Origin of the sequence: Bradyrhizobium sp., from assembly GCF_036009065.1 — a bacterium.
Lineage (GTDB): Bacteria > Pseudomonadota > Alphaproteobacteria > Rhizobiales > Xanthobacteraceae > Bradyrhizobium.
In genome coordinates this window covers 13,881-34,390 of record NZ_DASYMN010000148.1, presented here as the reverse complement: position 1 = coordinate 34,390, position 20,510 = coordinate 13,881, and the positions used below count along the sequence as shown (strand labels likewise).

Annotated in this window: 20 protein-coding genes; 10 read left to right on the top strand and 10 right to left on the bottom strand. The window is 61.7% G+C overall.

The window, feature by feature from the left end; translation table 11 throughout:
- Positions 1–5: 5 nt before the first annotated feature.
- The 7 genes from VGP39_RS09065 (at position 6) to VGP39_RS09035 (ending at position 6,640) form a co-directional block, all read left to right on the top strand.
- Positions 6–410: a cupin domain-containing protein gene (locus VGP39_RS09065; RefSeq protein ID WP_327567768.1), complete on the top strand. Its 405-nt coding sequence runs from the start codon at positions 6–8 to the stop codon at positions 408–410.
- Positions 411–451: 41 nt separating this feature from the next.
- Positions 452–1,117 (top strand): 2Fe-2S iron-sulfur cluster-binding protein, encoded by a 666-nt coding sequence (locus VGP39_RS09060; protein WP_327567767.1) that lies wholly within the window; start codon positions 452–454, stop codon positions 1,115–1,117.
- Entirely contained in the window at positions 1,114–2,094 is a 981-nt protein-coding gene (locus VGP39_RS09055; protein ID WP_327567766.1) for a xanthine dehydrogenase family protein subunit M, read from the top strand. The genes VGP39_RS09060 and VGP39_RS09055 overlap by 4 nt, the downstream gene beginning before the upstream one ends.
- Positions 2,095–2,107: 13 nt before the next feature.
- Positions 2,108–4,309: a xanthine dehydrogenase family protein molybdopterin-binding subunit gene (locus VGP39_RS09050; RefSeq protein ID WP_327567765.1), complete on the top strand. Its 2,202-nt coding sequence runs from the start codon at positions 2,108–2,110 to the stop codon at positions 4,307–4,309.
- Positions 4,306–4,845 carry a cytochrome family protein gene (locus VGP39_RS09045; protein WP_327567764.1) on the top strand — a complete coding sequence of 180 codons (540 nt, stop codon included), beginning with the start codon at positions 4,306–4,308 and terminating at the stop codon, positions 4,843–4,845. The genes VGP39_RS09050 and VGP39_RS09045 overlap by 4 nt, the downstream gene beginning before the upstream one ends.
- A 111-nt stretch (positions 4,846–4,956) precedes the next feature.
- Entirely contained in the window at positions 4,957–6,201 is a 1,245-nt protein-coding gene (locus VGP39_RS09040; RefSeq protein WP_327567763.1) for a cupin domain-containing protein, read from the top strand.
- Positions 6,202–6,217: 16 nt separating this feature from the next.
- A complete protein-coding gene (locus tag VGP39_RS09035; protein WP_327567762.1) occupies positions 6,218–6,640 on the top strand; it encodes a thioesterase family protein in 423 nt (140 codons plus the stop codon).
- An 83-nt stretch (positions 6,641–6,723) separates the two neighbouring features.
- Here the strand turns inward: VGP39_RS09035 and VGP39_RS09030 are convergent, their stop codons facing one another.
- The 7 genes from VGP39_RS09030 to VGP39_RS09000 all read right to left on the bottom strand — a co-directional run bounded on the left by VGP39_RS09030 (position 6,724) and on the right by VGP39_RS09000 (position 13,527).
- Entirely contained in the window at positions 6,724–7,452 is a 729-nt protein-coding gene (locus VGP39_RS09030; protein ID WP_327567761.1) for a YoaK family protein, read from the bottom strand.
- Positions 7,449–8,702, bottom strand: coding sequence for an arsenic transporter (locus VGP39_RS09025; protein ID WP_327567760.1), 1,254 nt, complete (start codon positions 8,700–8,702; stop codon positions 7,449–7,451). Before VGP39_RS09025 ends, VGP39_RS09030 begins: the two co-directional genes overlap by 4 nt.
- Before the next feature lie 12 nt (positions 8,703–8,714).
- Entirely contained in the window at positions 8,715–9,698 is a 984-nt protein-coding gene (cydB, locus tag VGP39_RS09020; RefSeq protein WP_327567759.1) for a cytochrome d ubiquinol oxidase subunit II, read from the bottom strand.
- A gap of 2 nt (positions 9,699–9,700) precedes the next feature.
- The gene (locus VGP39_RS09015; protein ID WP_327567758.1) at positions 9,701–11,110 is read right to left on the bottom strand and encodes a cytochrome ubiquinol oxidase subunit I; all 1,410 of its coding nucleotides are present in this window, start codon (positions 11,108–11,110) and stop codon (positions 9,701–9,703) included.
- A gap of 135 nt (positions 11,111–11,245) precedes the next feature.
- Positions 11,246–12,271 carry an aldo/keto reductase gene (locus VGP39_RS09010; protein ID WP_327567757.1) on the bottom strand — a complete coding sequence of 342 codons (1,026 nt, stop codon included), beginning with the start codon at positions 12,269–12,271 and terminating at the stop codon, positions 11,246–11,248.
- A 60-nt stretch (positions 12,272–12,331) separates the two neighbouring features.
- Positions 12,332–13,270, bottom strand: coding sequence for an NAD(P)-dependent oxidoreductase (locus VGP39_RS09005; RefSeq protein WP_327567756.1), 939 nt, complete (start codon positions 13,268–13,270; stop codon positions 12,332–12,334).
- On the bottom strand, positions 13,267–13,527 hold the full coding sequence (locus VGP39_RS09000; RefSeq protein ID WP_327567755.1) for a hypothetical protein: 261 nt from the start codon (positions 13,525–13,527) through the stop codon (positions 13,267–13,269). Before VGP39_RS09000 ends, VGP39_RS09005 begins: the two co-directional genes overlap by 4 nt.
- Before the next feature lie 252 nt (positions 13,528–13,779).
- Between VGP39_RS09000 and VGP39_RS08995 the strand changes: the two genes are divergently transcribed.
- Positions 13,780–14,124 carry a carboxymuconolactone decarboxylase family protein gene (locus VGP39_RS08995; protein WP_327567777.1) on the top strand — a complete coding sequence of 115 codons (345 nt, stop codon included), beginning with the start codon at positions 13,780–13,782 and terminating at the stop codon, positions 14,122–14,124.
- A gap of 27 nt (positions 14,125–14,151) precedes the next feature.
- On the opposite strand, the gene VGP39_RS08990 is transcribed toward VGP39_RS08995, so the two are convergent.
- The 3 genes from VGP39_RS08990 to VGP39_RS08980 form a co-directional block, all read right to left on the bottom strand.
- Positions 14,152–14,523: a response regulator transcription factor gene (locus VGP39_RS08990; RefSeq protein ID WP_327567754.1), complete on the bottom strand. Its 372-nt coding sequence runs from the start codon at positions 14,521–14,523 to the stop codon at positions 14,152–14,154.
- Positions 14,524–14,628: 105 nt separating this feature from the next.
- Positions 14,629–15,288 carry a response regulator transcription factor gene (locus VGP39_RS08985; protein WP_327567753.1) on the bottom strand — a complete coding sequence of 220 codons (660 nt, stop codon included), beginning with the start codon at positions 15,286–15,288 and terminating at the stop codon, positions 14,629–14,631.
- Entirely contained in the window at positions 15,285–17,951 is a 2,667-nt protein-coding gene (locus VGP39_RS08980; RefSeq protein ID WP_327567752.1) for a PAS domain-containing protein, read from the bottom strand. Before VGP39_RS08980 ends, VGP39_RS08985 begins: the two co-directional genes overlap by 4 nt.
- Positions 17,952–18,839: 888 nt before the next feature.
- Between VGP39_RS08980 and VGP39_RS08975 the strand changes: the two genes are divergently transcribed.
- Positions 18,840–19,238 carry a hypothetical protein gene (locus tag VGP39_RS08975; RefSeq protein WP_327567751.1) on the top strand — a complete coding sequence of 133 codons (399 nt, stop codon included), beginning with the start codon at positions 18,840–18,842 and terminating at the stop codon, positions 19,236–19,238.
- Between the two features lie 470 nt (positions 19,239–19,708).
- Entirely contained in the window at positions 19,709–20,347 is a 639-nt protein-coding gene (locus VGP39_RS08970; RefSeq protein ID WP_327567750.1) for a winged helix-turn-helix domain-containing protein, read from the top strand.
- Positions 20,348–20,510 lie beyond the last annotated feature (163 nt).

Sequence of the window (20,510 nt, the reverse complement as noted above, 5' to 3'; positions counted from 1 at the left end):
ACACCATGACTTCTTCGACAGCGATCCACATCGTCAGGCCGTCCCAATTCGATGCGGGAACGGCGCAGACGCCGGGTTCCGAACGCTGCGCCGCCATCGGGCCTGCGCTCGGCATCCCCTCCGCAATCTGGGGCGGCCTGTTCGAGGTAGCACCGGGGTCCCGGACCGGGATCCATCATCACGGAGAGCAGGAGACGATCGCCTACGTGCTCTCCGGCAGCTGCGAAGTCCGCTGGGGCGAAAAAAGCGAATCGGTCGCGCGCGCGAAGGCCGGCGATTTCATTCATGTCCCCGCCTTCCTGCCGCATATGGAAATCAATCCTTCGACACAGGAGCCGTTTCGTTGGGTCGTCGTGCGCAGCACTCCGACACCCATCGTCATCAACTTGCCGGACGACATCTGGCCGTAAGCCGGATGTTTGCCGCAGCAGCGGGGCCACATGGAGCAATCATGGACGAACACGAATCCGACTCGGAGCCAACACCATCTGAGATTACGCGCCGCACGGTGATCGAAACCGGCACCACCGCGCTGCTGCTGGCCACGCTGCCGCGTGCCGCTTTGGCGGCCGGCCCGGTCGATGACAACGGGCCGCCCCCGCCTCCCGTGAAACTCGAACTCCAGATTAACGGTCATCCGCATTCGCTGACACTGGATTCCCGCACGACATTGCTGGATACCTTGCGCGAACATCTCGCGCTGACCGGCTCGAAGAAGGGCTGCGATCACGGCCAGTGCGGCGCATGCACGGTGCTGATCGATGGACGCCGCATCAACTCCTGCCTGACACTCGCGGTGATGCACGACGGCCACGCCGTCTCGACCATCGAGGGGCTCGCAGAGGGCGATAACTTGCATCCGCTGCAGGCGGCTTTCATCGAACATGACGGCTTTCAATGTGGTTACTGCACCTCCGGCCAGATCTGCTCGGCGATCGGAATGCTGGCTGAAAGCCGGCGGGGCATGCCGAGTTACGTGACGGACGACCTGACGCAACCGGTCCCCGAACTCACCGATACGGAAATTCGCGAGCGGATGAGCGGTAACATCTGCCGCTGCGCCGCCTACCCCAACATCGTGGCCGCCATCAGACAAGCTGCGGGGACCCCCACATGAAGGCTTTCAGCTATCAACGCGCCGACTCCGCCGTGCAGGCGGCCGCCGCGGCCTTCAGACCCGGCGTCAAAATAATTGCCGGCGGTACCAATTTGCTCGACCTGATGAAATTGCAGGTCGAGGCGCCCTCAGCGCTGGTCGATATCAACCGCCTGCCGCTTGACAAGATCGAGGATACGTCCGAGGGAGGCTTGCGCATCGGCGCTCTGGTTCGTAATAGCGATCTTGCTGCCGACGCCCGCGTGCGGCAGCGGTATGGCGTGCTCAGCCGCGCATTGCTGGCAGGCGCCAGCGCGCAGTTGCGCAACAAGGCCACGACCGGCGGCAATCTGCTGCAGCGAACCCGGTGCTACTATTTCTATGACATCACAAAACCCTGCAACAAGCGCAGCCCCGGCTCCGGCTGCGCGGCGCTTGCCGGCTTCAACCGCATTCATGCCGTTCTGGGCGCCAGCGATCACTGCATTGCGACGCATCCGTCCGACATGGCGGTTGCGATGCGGGCGCTCGATGCCAATGTGGAGGTGGTCGATCGCCAGGGCGTAACCAGCACCATCCCGATCGCCGAGTTTCACCGCCTGCCCGGCACAACGCCCGAGATCGAAACGGCACTCAAGCCAGGCGAAATCATCACGGCGGTGACGCTGCCCCCGCCGCCGCCGGGCGCGCAGGTCTACCGCAAGGTCCGCGACCGCGCCTCCTACGCCTTTGCGCTGGTTTCCGTCGCGGCGATCGTCGATAGCGCGCAGGGGCGGATCCGCTCGGCCCGGATGGCGTTCGGGGGGTTGGCGCCAAAACCCTGGCGATCGCCGCGGGCGGAGCAAAGCCTCGCCAACGCGCCCGCGAACACTGCCACCTTCAATCGTGCAGCGGATGCCGTGCTGGAAGGCGCGCACGGATTCGGCGGCAACGATTTCAAGATACCGCTGACGCGCCGCACGCTGCACAGCGTTCTGGCCGAGACGACCCGCGCATAAGGGATGCCAAGTCATGGAAATGGATTCACCCGTCGGCCCCAATACACTCGACACGCAGGGAATTGTCGGCAAACCAGTCGATCGCGTAGACGGCCGGTTGAAGGTCACCGGCGGCGCGCGCTACGCCTATGAGACGCAGCAGCACAACGTGCTGTACGGCTTTGTGGTCGAGGCCTCGATCGGAAAAGGAACGATCCGGTCGATCGACACGCGTGCCGCGGAGAAGGCGCCGGGCGTCGTACTGGTACTCACGCATCGCAACGCGCCCGCGCAGGGCGCCGGCAATCACCGTGAAGCCCAGCCGGTACTCACTAGCTCGCAAGTGACGCATTACGGCCAGCCGGTCGCCCTCGTGGTTGCCGAAAGTTTTGAGCAGGCCAGGGCGGCAGCTTACCTGGTCGACGTAAAATATGACCGGTCCAGCGGCAAATACGCGCTGCGTGCCAACCTCAAGCAAGCGCGTGTCCCGAAGCCCAGCGATGCGCCGGCAGCCGACAGTGCGGTGGGCGATTTCGCAGCCGCGTTCGCCGGCGCCCCGATGCAACTCGACGTGACCTATACCACGCCATTGCAAAGCCACGCGATGATGGAGCCGCATGCCACGCTTGCGATGTGGGACGGCGACAAGTTGATCCTGCACACCGCGAACCAGATGCTGAACCAGGGTCAGCAGGCGATCGCGACAACCCTGAAGATCCCCGCTGAGAACATCCGCCTGATCAGCCCGTTCATCGGCGGCGGGTTCGGCGGCAAGCTCTGGGTCAATGCCGATGCCATCCTGGCAGCGATCGCGTCGCGAAAACTCGGGCGGCCGGTGAAAATCGCGCTGCCGCGGCAGCAGGTTTTTCACGTCACAACGCACCGCTCCGACACCATCCAGCGCGTACGCCTGGGGACTGATCCTGACGGCCGCATTCTGGCGATTGGCCACGACGTGTTCTCCGGCAATCTACCCAGCGAGCAGACCTACGAGGGAGCCGCGCTGCAGACCCGCACCCTCTATGCCGGCGCCAACCGGCTGACGCGGCATCGTCTGGCGCCGCTGGATATTCCGGTTGCGTCTTCAATGCGTGCGCCGGGCGAGTCCGTCGGGTTGATGGCACTCGAATGTGCGATGGACGAGCTTGCCGAGAAACTGAAACTTGATCCCGTAGAATTGCGCGTTCGAAACGAACCGAGTGAGGATCCCGAAAAGCATATTCCCTACTCCAGCCGTCATTTAATCGCCTGCATGCAGGAAGGCGCAAGGCGGTTCGGATGGGAGAAGCGCAATGCGAAACCCGGCGAGGTTCGTGACGGGCACTGGCTGGTGGGCATGGGCATGGCCGCGGCGACACGCGGCAATCCGCTTCGACTCTCCAAGGCGAATGTCCGGCTGGATCCCGATGGTACGGCTACCGTGCGCATGGCGATGACCGACATCGGCACCGGGACCTATACCATCCTGGTGCAGATTGCGGCGGAGATGCTCGGGCTCCCGATCGAACGCGTGCGCATTGAACTCGGCGATACCAGCTTTCCGGAAGCTGCGGGTTCCGGTGGGTCGTGGGGCGCCGGCAGTTCGGGCTCTGCCCTGTTCGAGGCTTGCAATGCGCTGCGCGAAAAGCTGGCACGGGCCGCCGACATGGATCCCGCGACCGCGCACTTCACCGACGGCAGCATCGCATCCGGAGAACAGTCCAGGAAGCTGACCGACCTTGTTGGCGCCGGGATGGACGCCGACGGCGAAATCCGGCCGGGCCGCAACAACAAGGATTTCTCGCAACAATCCTACGGCGCGCATTTCGCCGAAGTCGGCGTCGACGAGGATACCGGCGAGGTGCGGCTGCGCCGCATGCTCGGCGTATTCACCGCCGGACGGGTGCTGAATGCAAAGACGGCGCGGTCGCAGGCGATCGGCGGAATGGTGTTCGGCGTCGGCGCGGCGCTGCATGAAGCGATGACGCTCGATGCGCGCTTCGGGTATTACGTCAATCACGATCTGGCCGAATACCACGTGCCGGTGCATGCCGACATCCCGGCGATCGACGCCATCTTTCTTGCCGAGCTGGACAACAAATCCAATCCGCTGAAGAGCAAGGGCATCGGCGAACTCGGGATCTGCGGCGCCGGCGCCGCTATCGCCAATGCAGTCTACAACGCCTGCGGCGCGCGGATACGGGACTACCCGATCACGCTTGACAAGCTGCTTTCCGCGCTGCCGGTGCGCGCGTGAGCCGCGAGGCAGCGGGTACCCGGCGCCGTCCGATCGCGGTTGCCGCGACCGGCATTGCTGCGGCAGCCATCCTGGTAATCGCTCTTGCCGCCTCACGCAGCATGGCTGCGGGGCCGGAAACAGCACCCTTGCCTCAAGCCGCCGGATATCTGCCGAGCATCAGCGACTTAATGCTCGCCACGATTCAACCGCGGCATGAGCGGCTCTGGCGCGCCGGGCAGGATAGCAATTGGGAATTTGCGGCCTACGAGCTTGGCAATCTGCATGGCGCATTCGCTCGCATCGGGCAAGCGCACCCAGTCACACAGAGCATCTCCTTTCCGGAGATGATCGCCTCCGTCACCGAGCAGCCATTCAAGGAACTCGGCAGCGCGATTCAATCCAAAGACGCTGCCGCGTTTACCAGGGCCTATGCCGATCTGACCGGCGCCTGCAATTCATGCCACCGGGCGCTCAACCACGGCGCGGTTGAAATCGTGGTACCGAGCCGGACATCCGTGTCGGACATGAAGATCGACAGCGCGCCGCGAAATTGACACTCGGCGCGCCGCGGTACCCGCAAGACATTCTGAACGCGAATTTATTGGCTCCCGATCATCGGAAAACTATCTCTCATCTATTATTTTTTTTGGGACAGGAGAGCGACCATGTTTTCGAGACGGGATGTGCTGGCAGTGTCTGCCGGCGCAGCGATGACGGCAACCGCGGCGCATGCCGCCTCGTTCGGCAATCCGGACCAGCCGCCACAAGGCGCCGTCAACGCCAAAGCTCCGGGAAATCTCAGGGACCCCGGCCCGCAAAGCGAGGCCATCGGCAACCAGTTTCCTTCGGCGCAATTTCCGCCGGCAACCGACGTCGGCGGCATGCCGATGGACTGGGCATCCTTCAACAATGCGCCAAAGCGCGTCCAGAACGGCGGCTGGGCGCGCGAGGTGACGCAGAAAGATTTCGCGATTTCGAGCACGATCACCGGCGTCAACATGCGGTTGACGGCGGGGGGCATCAGGGAATTGCACTGGCACCAGGCCGCCGAGTGGGCGATCATGACGTACGGCAGTTGCCGCGTGACCGTGCTCGACGCCGTGGGCCGGCCCTATGTTGCGGACGTCAATGAGGGCGACCTGTGGTATTTCCCGGCAGGCCAGCCACATTCGCTGCAGGGTCTCGGCCCGGACGGGTGCGAATTTGTGATCTGCTTCGACGACGGCGACGCCAGCGAGTTCAATACGCTGCTGGTGACGGACTGGTTCGCCCATACGCCGCCCGCGGTGCTTGCCAAGAATTTCGGCGTTCCGGCCCAGACGTTCGCCAGGATTCCGCTGCAAAATCTCTGGATCTTCCAGGGCACGCTACCCGGCGGCCTGGCATCGGACCGCGCTGCAGTCAATAAGACCGCGGAAGTTCCACCCCATCCTTTCATCTTCAGGCTTGGGTCGTCCGCTCCGGTCAAGCAATCCAAAGCCGGCGATGTGCGGATTGCCGACAGCAGCAACTTCATCGCCTCAACCAGGATTGCGGCCGCGCTGGTGACGGTTCGTCCGGGTGGCATTCGCGAGATGCACTGGCATCCCAACGCCGACGAATGGCAGTATTATATCAAGGGTAAAGCACGCATGACGGTGTTCAATACCGGCCCGAATGCGATGACGATGGACTTCAATGCAGGAGACATTGGCTACGTGAGGAAAAACCTCGGACATTACGTCGAGAATGTCGGTGACACAGACATGGTGTTTGTCGCGGTGTTCAAGGCTTCCCGCTACGAGGAGGTTTCGCTGTCCAACTGGCTGACGCACACCCCGCCCGCCATGGTTGCCCAGCACCTGAACGTTGACGAGGCGACCATCGCGACATGGCCGGACAACGCCCCAGGTGTAATGCCTGCTTCATAGACCTGACGAGGAAGACATGGATGCGCTCGCCAAGGTCACGACCGGCATGACTGCCGAGAAGGCCGTGACCGTAACCGCGGAAATGACGGTCGCTCACTATGTGGCGAACATGCCCGCCGTTTATGGCACTCCGATGATGATCCTGCATATGGAAATGGCCTCCGGCTCGGCAATCGCTTCGCATCTGCCGGAGGGCTTCGTCAGCGTCGGCATGGACGTGAAAGTTCGCCACCTCGCCGCAACGCCGATCGGCCGTACTGTCCGTGCGACCGCGCGCGTGCTCGAGATTGATCGCAGGAGCGTGGTGTTCGAGGTCGAAGCCTGGGACGGCGACCGCAAGATCGGCGACGGCACCCATCGCCGCGCCATCGTCAATGTGCGGGAGTTCGAGCAGCGGTTCGGAGTAAAGCAGCTCGAAAATGAGTCTGGATTGATCTAATCCGAAAACGCATCGCAGTCAGGACCATGATCGCCACCGCCTCCGCGACGGCTCGGTAGGACTAACCGCGAATCCGTGACCGATCAGTCCTGGTCTCGCTCGATTTTGGCAGTCGTTCCCATCGTAACCGCGAGCAGAGCGAGTCCTGCAGGTAAAGCTAGGGACCTCAGGCCCATTGCCGTCTCGCACGTGGCTCCCAGGCCGCAACCAACGGCGAAGCCGACGATCGCCGGCCAAGTGCGCATCGCGCGGTCGCGTGCCTTAGCGACGTCAGTCGGGCCGCGCCCGAACATCATCTCACCGATATCCATCATGACGCGTGTGATGTTGGTCGTCATGACCGCCGTTGACGGCGCTCCTTTCAGCGATATCTGTACGAGCGCGTTTTGGACGGCCATCGCCGAGACGCCGAGCATGCCCGCAAAAATCGCCTTGGTTGTGTGCGGGTCTAGGTGCGCACCGGCGGAGGCGCACAGGAGAAAGAATCCGCAGAGCAACAGTAGCTGCAGCAGAAGGAGCGGTCGTAGCAAGGCAAATCCGACGCTTTCGAGGGCACCGGCCAGCAATCGCGTCAGCCCGAGCGCAGCCACGAACACCGGGACCGCGAGTATCGTTGCTGCAGGCGCGCCGCGGCCGGCGGCAAGATGCGCGACAAGGATGACAAGATTGCCTGTAACTTGCGCCGTGAACAGACCGCCAAGCCCGAGAAAGCCGATGGCATCCACGCTTCCCGCGATAATGCTGAGCACGGCTGGAAGCATTTTTGCATTGAGCGAGCTCACCACCAACGGCGTTATGATCCTCTGTTTCATGGGGATATCGCCGACAACGTAAGCAACGACAGCACCAGCGCGGGTGGCATGACGAAGAGGCCGTATCTGAGAAACCCAAGCGCCGTCACACTCTCACCCTCGCGCCGCAATGCGATCAGCCACAGGATGGTGGCGAGCGAGCCTGCTGCGGAGAGATTGGGCCCGAGATCGACGCCGATCAGGATCGCCCCGGCCACCTGCGTGGGTACCTGCGCAGCATGACTTGCGGCCGCCGCGACCAGGCCCGCCGGCAGATTGTTGACGAGGTTGGAGGCAACAGCGACGACGATGCCTGCAACCCATGACGTCGCTTGCGGCGACGCCGTCGCAGCGTCATGCAGGTTGCGGGCCAGCGCGGCCAACACGCCGGTTTGGTTCACCCCTGCGACGAGAACGAATAGCCCCGCAACGAGTGGCAGCACGCTCCACGAAACATTCCTAAAAATCGGCAGCGGCGATTGCCGCGCAACGACCAGCACGATGGCGGTCAAGGATGTACCGGCGCAAAAGGTCGGTAACCCGAGCGGCAGGTCCAACGCAGATGCCGACAGCAGCATCACGACGGTCAGCGCGATTCCGATCGCAGCAAGCCTGCCACCTGACGTCAGCGGGGGCACGTCCTCGATAATGGCGACCTTGGCATCGAGCGCCGGCCGTTGCATCAGCCGCAATACGACGTAGGTCACAACGATCGCAACAAATGACGGCCCGGCGAAATAACGCAACCATTGGGAAAGAGCCGGCATCTGTCCGCCGAACACGACGAGGTTGGCGGGATTAGCGATCGGGAGGACAAAGCTGGCGGCGCTAGCGACGAAGGCGCAGATCAAGAGATAAGGAAGCGGTTCCACCTGCCCTGCCCGAGTCGCTGCATAGACCGCTGGCGTCATCACCACGGCGGTGGCGTCGTTCGACAAGAACGCTGTCACCAAGGTGCCGACGACGTAAGTGATCAGGAATAGTCGCTTGGCCGAGCCGCGCGCATGCCTGACCGCCTGGATCGCGAGCCAGTCGAACAGTCCCTCCCTCCTGGCGACCTCAGACAGCAGCATCATGCCGATCAGAAAGAGGTAGACGTCAGTGCCCCTGCCGACGGTCGCCGCCGCCTCCTGCCACGGCAGCAAATTGAACACCACTAGCATCACGGCGCCCGCTATCGCCCAGACGAACTCCGGGCAATTCCACGGCCGGGCGATCACCCCCATCGTTGCGACAGTCGCAATAACCCAGATGGCTGAGTCGAGCAGCATCGGCACGTGAAACTAACGGTGTCCGGCCGTTGGTACGACCTTGCCCCTGAAAACGCCGTAGCTGATGACCGTGTAAAGCAGCATCAGCGGGAAGACGACGACCCCGCCCCAGAACATGAACATCAGGCTGGACTGCGGCGCCGCGGCCTCTTCGACGGTGATCACGAAGGGAATCATGTATGGCCAGAACGACAGCGCCAGGGTGCCGAATGCCGATACGAAGATCAGTGCGACCATATACAGGGGCCGGTAGTCGTTGCGGTTCAGGACGCTGAGCGCGAGCACGGTTGCCGCGACCGCCCCAATCGCCGGGAATACGAACAGATATGGCCGGTCGATCCAGCGATGCAGGATCGGAAGGTGTTCGACCAGCGCGTAAGCGAACACGAGCACGAGGAACGCCAGCACGCCGGCCGCGAGCATGGGGATTTGGCGGCGCGCGGTGTCACGGACATCCGCGTCGCACTTTCTGACCAGCCAGCAGGCGCCAAGCAGCGCATAGCCGAGGCACAGGCCGATGCCGCAAAGCACCGCAAACGGCGTCAGCCAGCCGACCTCGCCGCCGGAATATTCGCCGTTAGTGAACTGCAGCCCTTCCACCAGGGCGCCGACCATCATTCCTTGTATGAAAGTCGCAATCAGCGAGCCGCCGGCAAAGCTCAAATCCCAGATCCAGCGCAGCCGCTCGGTCTTGTACCTAAACTCGAACGCTACGCCGCGCAGGATCAAGCCCAGCAGCATGGCGATGACGGGTAAGTAGAATGCCGACAGCAGCGTCGCATAGACCAGCGGGAAAGCTCCCCACAGAACCACCGCGGCGACCACCAGCCAAGTCTCGTTGCCGTCCCAGATCGGGGCGACGGCGCTCAGCATAGCGCCGCGCCTGGCTTCACCGTTCGCCAGTCCGAACAGCAGGCCGACGCCGAGATCGATGCCGTCGAGCACCACGTAGAGCAGGATGCTGATGGCCAAAAGCGAGGCCCAGAACATGATCATGATTATTCTCCGGCGCCGACGTGGCTGGGTAGTTGAATCGGTTCTTCGTCGGCAAGCGACATCGGCCGGTTCGGAACTGCGAGATGCGGAAACGGTTTTCGCGCGGGACCGTTGCGGATCAGCCGGTAGATGTAAAACGTGCCGAACAGGAAAATGAAGGCGTAGACCGCGCAGAAGATCGCGAGCGAGATCGTCGCTGCACGCGTCGTCAGGAATGGCGTCATGGCGTCCGCGGTTCGCAACACGCCGAACACCACCCAGGGCTGACGGCCGACTTCAGCAGTGAACCAGCCGGTAATGATCGCAATGAAGGGCAGCGGAAAGCTGAGAAAAATCAGCCAAAGCAGCGGACGATTGTATGCGAGGCGGTGCTTGTAACTCAGCCAGGTACCGAACCAGGCGAGTCCCAGCATCACCAGGCCGCATCCCACCATGATCCGGAACGCAAAGAACGGGATGACCACCGGCGGCCAGTTCTCCGGAGGGATGCTGTTCAGTCCTGTCTCGCCGGCAGTGAGATTGTCGGAATCGATCAGGCTGCCGAACGGCGGCGGCAGCTTGATCTCGAACAGGTTGCGCCGGTTCGCCACATCCGGCCAAGCGAACAGCACTTCGGAGCCTGGCTTTTCATCGTTCCAGCGTCCCTCGATCGCGGCCATCTTCGAGGGTTGATAGGTGTTGACATAGATACCGTTCAGATGGCCGAACAGGAGCTGGGCCGGCATCAGCACCGCGGCAAGACCGATGCCCATGCGCAGCATGATACGGGCCTCGGCGTGATACTGCTTGCGCAGCATGTACCATGCACCGGTCGCGGCAACGCAGAAAGCACCGGTAAGGTAGGACGCAAGCAACATGTGGGGAAATCGCGACCACACCACCGAATTGAAGATGATCTTGGTCCAGTCGTTCGGAACAAAAAATCCGTTCTCCACGACGTAGCCGGTCGGGACCTGCATCCAGCTGTTGTTGACCATGATCCAGAACGCCGAAAACGTGGTCCCCAGCGCGACCATCGCGGTCGAAAACAGATAGAACCATGGCGGCACGCGGCTGCGTCCAAAGATCAGGACGCCGAAGAAACTGGCCTCGAGCATGAAGGCGGTAAAGGTCTCGTACATCAGCAGCGGGCCCTGGATCGGCCCGGACATCTTCGACAGCACGCTCCAGTTCGTGCCGAACTGGAATGCCATCACGATTCCGGACACCACGCCCAATCCGAATGCCACGCCGAATATCTTCAGCCAGAATTCGAAGATCACCCGATAGACCGGCCGGCCGGTCGCAAGACACATGGCCTCGAGCACGGTGAGCCAGGCCGCCAACCCGATCGTGAAGGATGGGAAGATGATATGGAAGGTGATGGTAAAGGCGAATTGAATCCGCGACAGAAGGAGCGCCGTTATATCCATTGCAATTTTCCCCGCCTAGGCCCGTCGCAATAATGAATGCCGCCTGGCTCCTGAAGCCGGAGGACGATGGCAGCACCCTGAAGGTAGCGACGGGAAGGCGGAGAACTATTAAATTCGCGGTTACCTGTTATCGCATCACGCTGCAACGCTGCGGGCCGGCGGGGCCATGAATTCCGGGCCGACCGGATCGGTGATGGTTTGGCGCAGGATCCGATCGACCTCTGCCTTGGCGGAAGCATCGAGCGACCAGCCGATCACGTCGTCGACCGGCTGCAACTGACCGGGATGGCGCGCGCCCCACAATGCCGTGGTGATGCCCTGATCGAGCATCCAGCGCACCGCCAGGTGAATCACCCGCTTGCCGAAACGTTGCGCGAGGCGATCGAGCTCCGCCACGGCGGCCAGATATTGTGCGAACCGAGGTTTTAGGAACTTCGGGTCGGTTCGCCTGAGATCGTCGCCGTCGAAAGCCGTATTGGCCCGCATTCGCCCGGACAGCAGGCCCCGGCACAGCGCGCCGTATCCCAGCATCGCGATATTGTTTTTCCGGCAATAGGGCAGAAGGTCGGTCTCGATTGCGCGTTCGAACAGATTGTACGGCGGCTGCAGCACATGCAGCGGCGCGACGCGGCGAAACCGTTCCATCTGGCCGACCGAAAAGTTGCTCACTCCGATGGCGCGGATTTTTCCCTGCGCGAACAGTATCTGCATTGCGTCCGCGGTTTCTTCGATCGCAATCAGCGGGTCGGGCCAATGAACCTGATAGACATCGATGTAATCGGTTCGAAGCCGGCGCAACGAATCCTCGACCTCCCGCAGGATGCGGGCGCGGCTGGCATTGCGGGATACTCGTCCGCCCTGCCATTGCAGTCCGACCTTGGTGGCGATAATCACCTGCGAGCGCTGCCCGCTTTCGGCGATCGCCCGGCCAACGATCTCCTCGGAACGGCCGAAGCCATAGACTGGCGCGGTGTCGACGATGTTGATGCCATGCTCGAATGCGGCCTGGATGGTTGCGATGGATTCCGCTTCGTCGGTGCCGCCCCACATCCACCCGCCGATGGCCCAGGTGCCGATAGCGACGGGCGACACCTTGAGCGACGTGCCGGGAATCCCGCGACGCTCCATGTTCATTTTGAGAGTTTCAGCCTGGCGTGCCATGGTCCTGTTCTTTCGTTGAGTGCATGCGATTTGGCAGTGTGTTTGGCGGACGCTCCGACCTCAGTTGGAGCCGACCACGGGCGCGGCGGTGAGCCCCGCCTCTTCCGCGGCGATGAGGCCAAGGGCGGTCCAGTCGAGCTCGCCGTAGCCACGCGCAATTCCGGTGATCAAGCGGTCCCGCACAACGCCCACCGATGGCATCGGGACGCCCGCTTTCTCTGCTTCGGCGAGCGCCAGGCGCACGTCCTTAAGCACCAGCGGCAAGACAAATCCGGGCGCGTAGGCCTGCCTAGCAATCTTGTCGCCGTAGATCTTGTGCGCGCGTCCGCCGAACATCGTGCTGGTCATGATGTCGATGAAAGGTTGCGGATCCAGCCCGCGCTTGCGGACGACGGCAACGACTTCCGCGAGCATCTCCAGCGCCGTCGCGCTCATCATGTTGCCGAGCAGTTTTATGAGGTTTGCCTCTTCCGGCTTGGCGCCAGTCACAAAGGTTCTTTGTCCGAGAGCGTCGAAGATCGGCTGGCACCGCTCAACGTCCGCGGTGACGCCGGCGGCGACGATGAACAGCTGGCGCGCCTTGGCGGCGTCCGGATTGCCGAACACCGGTGCGGCGACATAGCCCTGGCCGTTCCGCGCATGCTCACCCGCCAGCATCGACGCAGCCGCCGTACTGATCGTGCTCATCGACAGATGGATCGCGCCGCCCATCATGCCCGCGGCCAGACCTTCGAGGCCGACGTCTTTGCGGCCGAACACGATTTCGCGAACGGCATCGTCATCCGGCAACATGCTGATGACGACCTTGCAGTCGAGCAGGTCCGTGATAGCGGTTGTAACCCTGAGACCGAGCGCCTCAAGCCTGCCGATCTGATCCGGGCGGCGGACATAGCCGATCACCCGCCGGCCACTGGCCACCAGATTCGCGGCCATCGCCGTTCCCATGTGACCAAGGCCGACAAAACCGATCTCGCCGAGCACCGATGCCTCCTTCGTCAATCGCCTGATTTCGGTCCGCCGGTGTAGCGATCCGCATCGCGCGCGGCCGCATGACGCGGCGTCCTGACGTTTCCGCTGCGCCACTGCCGATAGTAACCGCCATCGGTGTAGGGATTGCCCGGCCCCAGATTTTGACAATTCGCGTTGGGGTAGAACTGCGCGCAATAGCCGGGGTCTTCGATAACGGCCTGCGCCAGAACCGGAGTTGCGAAAGCTGTCGCGGCGATGGCAGCGGCGCCGATCAATGCCAATTTCATCTTGGTCTCCTGGAATGGTTGGACCAAGGTTACGTAGGAAAGCCGCCGCAGCTCCGCGACTAAATTCTGTTTTAGTGGTCTCGAACGACCCCGCTGCCTATCTGGTCGATGGGGCCGTTCTGATCCCCGGTGCCGCGAGCGCGCAGCCCGAGTTGCAGCAGGTCGGCCTTCCCTATGCAAAGTAACGCCGGGCTGACGGCGGTCATACGATTGGGCCTGATCCAGGCTGAAACTAGGAGAAGTCACATGGCCATGCTCGACTGGAACAGCTATCGCCAGCAGCTCACCGTCCGGATCGGGGAGATTGCCAAGCTCAGCCCCGACACGATCAAGGGGTATCAGGCGCTGAGCGCCGCGGGCGTGAAGACCAATCGGCTGGGGCCGAAGACCCGTGAGCTGATCGCCCTGGCGATTGCCGTCACCGTCAGGTGCGACGGCTGCATCGCCGTGCACACTGAGGCGGCGGCGCGTCACGGCGCCTCGCGGGAAGAAATCGCCGAAGCGCTCGGCGTCGCCACCACCGTCAATGCCGGTGCCGCCCTCGTCTATTCCACCCGTGTGCTGGACGCCTGCGATCAGGTGGCCGCTGCGACATGATCCGCCGCAGTGCCGGCGCTTACCGTCTTACTCGCCGGTTCGGCCGCGATCTCGCTTCAGGGCAGTTTCGACGCAGCTGAAAGGCTTGGTCAGGAAGCAAATGGCTCCGGCCTTCAGCGCGCGGGCGCGGACGCTCTCTTCGGGGAAGGCCGTGATAAAGATAAACGGCGCCTTGTGGCCCTGGTTGCGCATATGCGTCAGGAGGTCCAGGCCGTTCATAGCGGGCATTTGCACGTCCGCAATCACACACGCGGAGTCGTTGAGCTGGGCCGACCGCAAGAATTCCTCGGCCGACGCAAACGTTTGAACCGGGTATCCATGCGAGCCGAGAAGATTGCTGGTCGCGGCGCGGACGGATGCATCGTCGTCAATAACTGAAATCACCGAAAGCGTCGGCAAAACGGGTCTTCCTGAAGCGAGAGCAAGGCGCTTGCGTTAGCACCTTCCTAGCCAACAAATGCGCTTTGAATTAAGGTTGTAAAATCATACTTAGGTTTGTACGCGCTAGGGCTTGGTGCGACGAATTCCGAGCGTTTCGGCCTTTCTCACCAGATCGGCCAACGACTTTGCATCCATTTTCCTCATGATATGCCCACGATGGAGCTTCACGGTAATCTCGGCAAGTCCAAGTTCGGCTGCTATCTGTTTGTTCATGAGGCCGGACGTTACCAAAGGCAGAACCTCCCGCTCGCGGGGAGTCAGGGTCTCGAGAAGCACCTGCAAATGCGCGAGTATCTTGTCAACCTCGCGCCGCTTTCGATCGCGCCCGATCGCCGTTACCACGGCGTCCAGCATGTCCTGGTCGCGAAACGGTTTGGTCAGAAAATCGACCGCTCCGCCCTTCATGGCCCTGACGGTCATCGGAATGTCGCCATGGCCGGTCATGAAAATGATTGGAATATGGATGTTCGCCCTGGCTAGTTCGGCCTGAAAGTCCAGTCCGCTCAATCCGGGCAACCTGACGTCGAGCACGAGGCAGCTGGCGACATCGGGAAGCTTGCTTTTCAGCATTTCGGACGCCGAACCGAACACCTCAACCTCCAGCCCCACCGATTGAAAGAGATTGCTCAGCGCCCTGCGCATCGATGCATCGTCGTCGATGACAAAGACGATCGGCTCCGTTGCGCTCGCAGGTTCGTGCGACGATTTGGGTCGCTCGGTCATGACGCATCCTCTTGATGCAAGGGCAGGACGAATTGAAACGTCGCGCCGCGGCCTTCATCGCCGGAAGCCGACAGGCGTCCGCCATGCGCTTCCACGATCGAACGACAGATCGACAGCCCCATGCCAAGGCCGCTGGACTTGGTGGTGAAGAAGGCGTTGAACAGCCGGTTTGCATTCTCGGCGGAGATTCCGACGCCGCAATCCGTAACGCTCAGCAGTACGCATTGCATCTCTTCCTGACGCGATCGGATCACCAGTTGGCGCGGCCGATCGGTGACCGGCTGCATTGCTTCAATGCCGTTCATCACGAGGTTGATGATCACCTGCTGCAACTGGACCCGATCGCCAAGGATCTTGGGCAGAGCCGGCGCCAGTTCCGTTCGCAGCGATACAAGGTGGCTGGCCAGCTCACGCTGTACCAGCGCGATGACCTCCCCGACGATGTCATTGACGTCGAGCGGCACCTTCTCAATGCCGGTCTTGTGCGCGAGCGCGCGGACGCGCCGGACCACCTCGCTCGCCCGGATGCCGTCGTTGATGACCCATTCCGCCGAGCGCCGCGCGGCGGCGAGGTCGGGCGTTTCGCGGTCAAGCCAGCGCAGACAGGCCTCGGCGTTGGCGATGACGGCGGCGAGCGGCTGGTTCACCTCATGGGCGATCGAGGCCGTCAATTCGCCCAGCATGGTCACCCGCGTTACATGTGCGAGTTCCGCCTGCGCCTTGCGCAACTCCTGTTCGGCATGATCCGCGCGGATCGTCGCGGTAATGTCGGTGCCGGTGCCCCGATAGCCCAGGAAACTGCCGCTTGTGTCAAAAACCGGCTTGCCGCTTGACCGGACATACACCGGAGATCTGCTCGCACTTACGGTGCTATACACGAAATCGCGAAATGGCAGATGTGCCTCATGCATCGCCCGGTGCAGCCGCCATTTTTGGGGTTCGGATTCGACATCGGTTGCAATATCCCAGCGAGCCAGGCCAGTCAGGCCTGAGGGCGCGATGCCAATAGCGTTGAGGTGATCCGATACCCGGCTCACTCGGTGGTCGGGTCCGGTCTCCCAAAACCAGTCGGAGCCCGTTTCAGCATAGTCGCGGAAGCGCTGCTCGCTCTCGCGAAGTGCCTCCTCGGCCCGCTTGCGGTCCTCGATGTCGGTGGACGACCCGTACCATTTGACGATACTGCCGCCCTCGTCGTGCAGCGGCTCGGCCCGGAACAAGAACCAGCGATACTCCCCGTCGAAGCGCCGCAGCCGGGCTTCAAGCTCGCCCGGCACGCCGGACTCCCGTATCGCGCTCCACTTCCGCAACATGCCCTTCTTGTCGTCCGGATGAAACGCGCGAGGCCAGCCGGTTTCGGCCTGGTCCAATGAGAGGCCGGTATAGTCGAGGGCTGGTTGATTGAGGAAATCCGGGACCCCGTCCGTTCCGGCGCGCCAGACCAGCGTCGGGATGGTGTCGATCACCAGTTGAAGGCGATCTTCGGATTTCTTGATTTCGTCGAAAGCGCGTTGCAACTTCTCCTTGGTTTCGTGCTGCTCGGTGACATCCACATGCGTGCCGATCAATTCGGTCACTTCGCCGTCGCTATTGACCACGGGATGTCCCACAGAATGCACGCGCCTTATCGATCCGTCCGGCAGAACTATCCGAAAAACAACTTCGAAGTCCGCTTTCTCCTGGATCGCCCGGGTCGCCGCTTCCGCATTAGGAATCCTGTCTTCGGGTAGAATACGATCCCTGAAGGCTTGCAGCGGCACATCGCCCTCTTCGGGATCAAACCCGAATAAGCGGTACACCTCGGCCGACCGATACGCCCATTTTCGGCCGCGCACATCCCAAGCCCAACTGCTTGTAAGCCTGAGACGTTGGGCTTCGGCCAAATAGGCTTCGCTGCGTCGCAGCTTCCGTTCCGCCTCCTTTGCAACCGTCACATCCGTTATCGCTCCGAAGAACTCGACGCCGCCCGACGGAGCTCTCGCCGCCCGAGCTACGGCATGAACATGTTTTGCCGAGCCATCCGGCATCAGCAATCGATATTCATGGTCGAAATCTCTTCCGGCGCGGGACGCGTTGTCGATGGTCTTTTGCACGGCGGCGCGATCGTCCGGATGGGTGCGCTGGACAATAAGTTCCAGGGTCGGCTTCACCGTTTGATCGTACTGGAAGATTCGGAAGGTTTCGTCCGACCAAAAAAGCTCTCCGGTGGAGACATTCCATCCAAAGCTCCCGGTGCTGCTCAGCCTCTGCGCTTCGGTCAGATACATTTCACTCAGCAGCAACGCGGCTTCGATCCGGCTTTGACCCGCAATCGCCGCCTGCAGGTTCTCGCCCGAACGCCGGAGATCTTCCGTTGTCTTTCTCTGCGCCGAAACCACGAATGCGACAAACAGCGACGTAATGGAAAAAAGAATAAGACGAGGCACCTCCGAAATACTCGCAGTGAATAAATTGTACTTCCAGGTAAATGAATTGATTGGGGGCACCAGGTAATAATGGAAAGCAAAGAGGGCGAGCGCGATCGCCAACAGCGCCGGGCCGAAGCCCCCAAACCATGCAGCGACAATAACGGCGCAAAGCATCAACGAAGCGATGGGTTCGGCATTCAGCAATCGCGCCGTGAATTCCGCAGCAACTATCGCAACGGCAACCGACAAGACCGCCATCGCGTAGTAAGAGATCCTACGCACTTGCGGCCAAGGTCGACGGAGATCAGATTTTGTCATTCTCCTTCCTCGTCCCGATCAGGTGGTGAGGCTGTTGACGGCCAACGTCGCCCGCCTTTAGGCGGGCAGGCCGAAAGAACGCCAGCGGTCACCTGTTCCAGCGCAATCCTGCCGGGAGAAACTGCATGACCAAATTCCGGAAGTTCCTGGTCTGGCTACGCATCATTTCGTAGAACGGCCCGGACCTCCGCGATCCGGAGTAAAGCACTTTGGAGGAAAATCAGCAATTCGTTCCAATACAGGCGCGGCGATGGTTGCGGCCTCGCGCCCCGCTCGCGCTGAGGCGATATTGCTCGCTGGAGTGCGAGGGAAACACCCTAAACCTCCGTATAGTTCACCCGATGCTTTTCTATATCGGACGCTTACTCACGTACGATTGAGTGAGCCGTCTCGATCCAACTAGTCTCGCTGCAAATCGGAAGAGCCGATTGCAGGTGACACATGTCCACGAGCCCGGCCAAGGAGACTGAGCGCAACCGCGACGAATTCGACGGTCACGCACGTGTTCCGCCGGCAAACCACACCTGTGACGGCCAACAAGGGGCGGGTACCGACCACCACGCGCGCAACGGCCACAGGAGGCAAAAATGCGCAACAGTCCCCAATATCCCTGGAACCGCGCAGCCGGGCGTTGCGCGATCTGCGACGGAAAGTTTGGCCTCGTACGGCACTACTCCTGGCGAACCGCCCTCTGTTCGAAGAAGTGCGCTGACCGCTTCAAGACCCGCCAGCAAGGCGACCGCATATGGTTGGGCCGACTCCACGCCGCCTGACAACGGTCGCGGCGAAACGCGCGCGGTGGTTTTCCGAAGTTCGGGAGCCTACGCAATGACCCTGTTATGCAAACTCCTGCTGGGGAGCTGCCTTTGCGGCGTGTTGGTGACGCGCGGCCAGGCGCAAGATGGACAAGGCCACTCCGGGCTTCACCGCCATCCCCCGCAGGATCAGCTGCTGCACGAGAAATTCTATTCAACATGGCGCATGCCCGACAATCCGTCAGCCAGCTGTTGCAATGATGCGGACTGCTACCCGGCCGAGATCAAGTATGTCAACGGCAACATCTACGCCAAACGGAGGGAAGACGGAAAGTACATTCTTATTCCAACGGAAAAGATAGAGCGGAACAGGGACAATCCGGATGGCAGAAATCACCTCTGCGCTCCGCCGCCCAATGTCTTGCACCAATCCGATACCGTGTTCTGCTTCGCATTGGGAGGCGCGACGTGAGATTCATCATGGTGAACGGCAGGACGCCGCGCCCGCAAGCCCTCTGCGTGAGGTGCGATCAGCCGATCGAAAAAAACTGTCTGCGAGAGGTCGGGACGCACCTCATCTACTGCGATCACGGTTGCTACGCGGACCACTGCGAAAGCGCGTTCCTGCTTCTCGAAAACCAGGCAAGAGCTTCATGAACCTTCCCGCCTGGGAGCAGCAAGGAATCACGGATGATATCTGCCGAACCATCAACCGATCCGGCGCGCCGGAGACCGTTCCGCAATCGAAAGGACATCGCGATGAGAGCTTATAACACCAACCGCCGCCCACCCGATCGAGCGGAATTGGCATTCATCGGCAATGATTCAAAGACTTCGGAGCCGCGATCAGCCTCAATACATTTGCTGACTTCAGCAACCGGAGCTGGGCAGCATCGGAGCGCTGTTCGTAGCACGCGGATGCCGCCAACGTTACGGGATGAAATGGCGGAGCTTCTGGTTGATGTCGACGGCCTGCCCATTCTGGTGCGCCTTCTCGTCAAGGATGTACCGGCCAAAATGCAACCCCATCTTGTCTTGAAGGATGCCGAGGTTCATGCGCTGCTGTCGCATGCCCTCGAGAAGGTAGTTGATCGCATGCGCGGATCGTCGCTGCGAAACGATGACGCCTTGAACCGGCCGCTTGCGACATCGAGCGAACAACATTCGGTCCGGCCGCCTGCCCCGCAGAATGAAACGGTGCTGCGCGTCGGACCGCTCGAGCTCGACCTGCTGGATCGAACCGCGAAGCGCGGCGACCGCCAGATCGATCTGCGGCCGCGCGAGTTTCGACTGCTCAAATACATGATGCACCGGAACGACAAGTTGCTGACGCGGGCAACTCTCCTGAAGGAAGTATGGAATTACAAGTTCGTCCCGGAAACGAACCTTGTCGATGTTCACATGGGCCGACTGCGTCGCAAGGTCGACGGGCCAAATGAGACTCCCCTGATCCGCAACGTCCGCGGCGCCGGCTTCGTTTTGAGTGTGCCGCCCTGCCCGCATGGGTCACCGTCGAGACCTGCCGAACGATCGGCAAACCCGCCGCGAGCGTTCTTCCAACACGCTCAACACGTCACCTAAGGAGCAACATCAATGAGCAAAGAGTCCAAACGCCCGCCGCTAACCCATGCGTCGGGCACGCCGGTCACGGACAATCTCAACATTCAGACCGCGAGGCCGTGACATCCGGACTGACAACAGCCGCCTCGCTTGGTGAGCGCGGCGTAGCCGCCAACCCGATCAG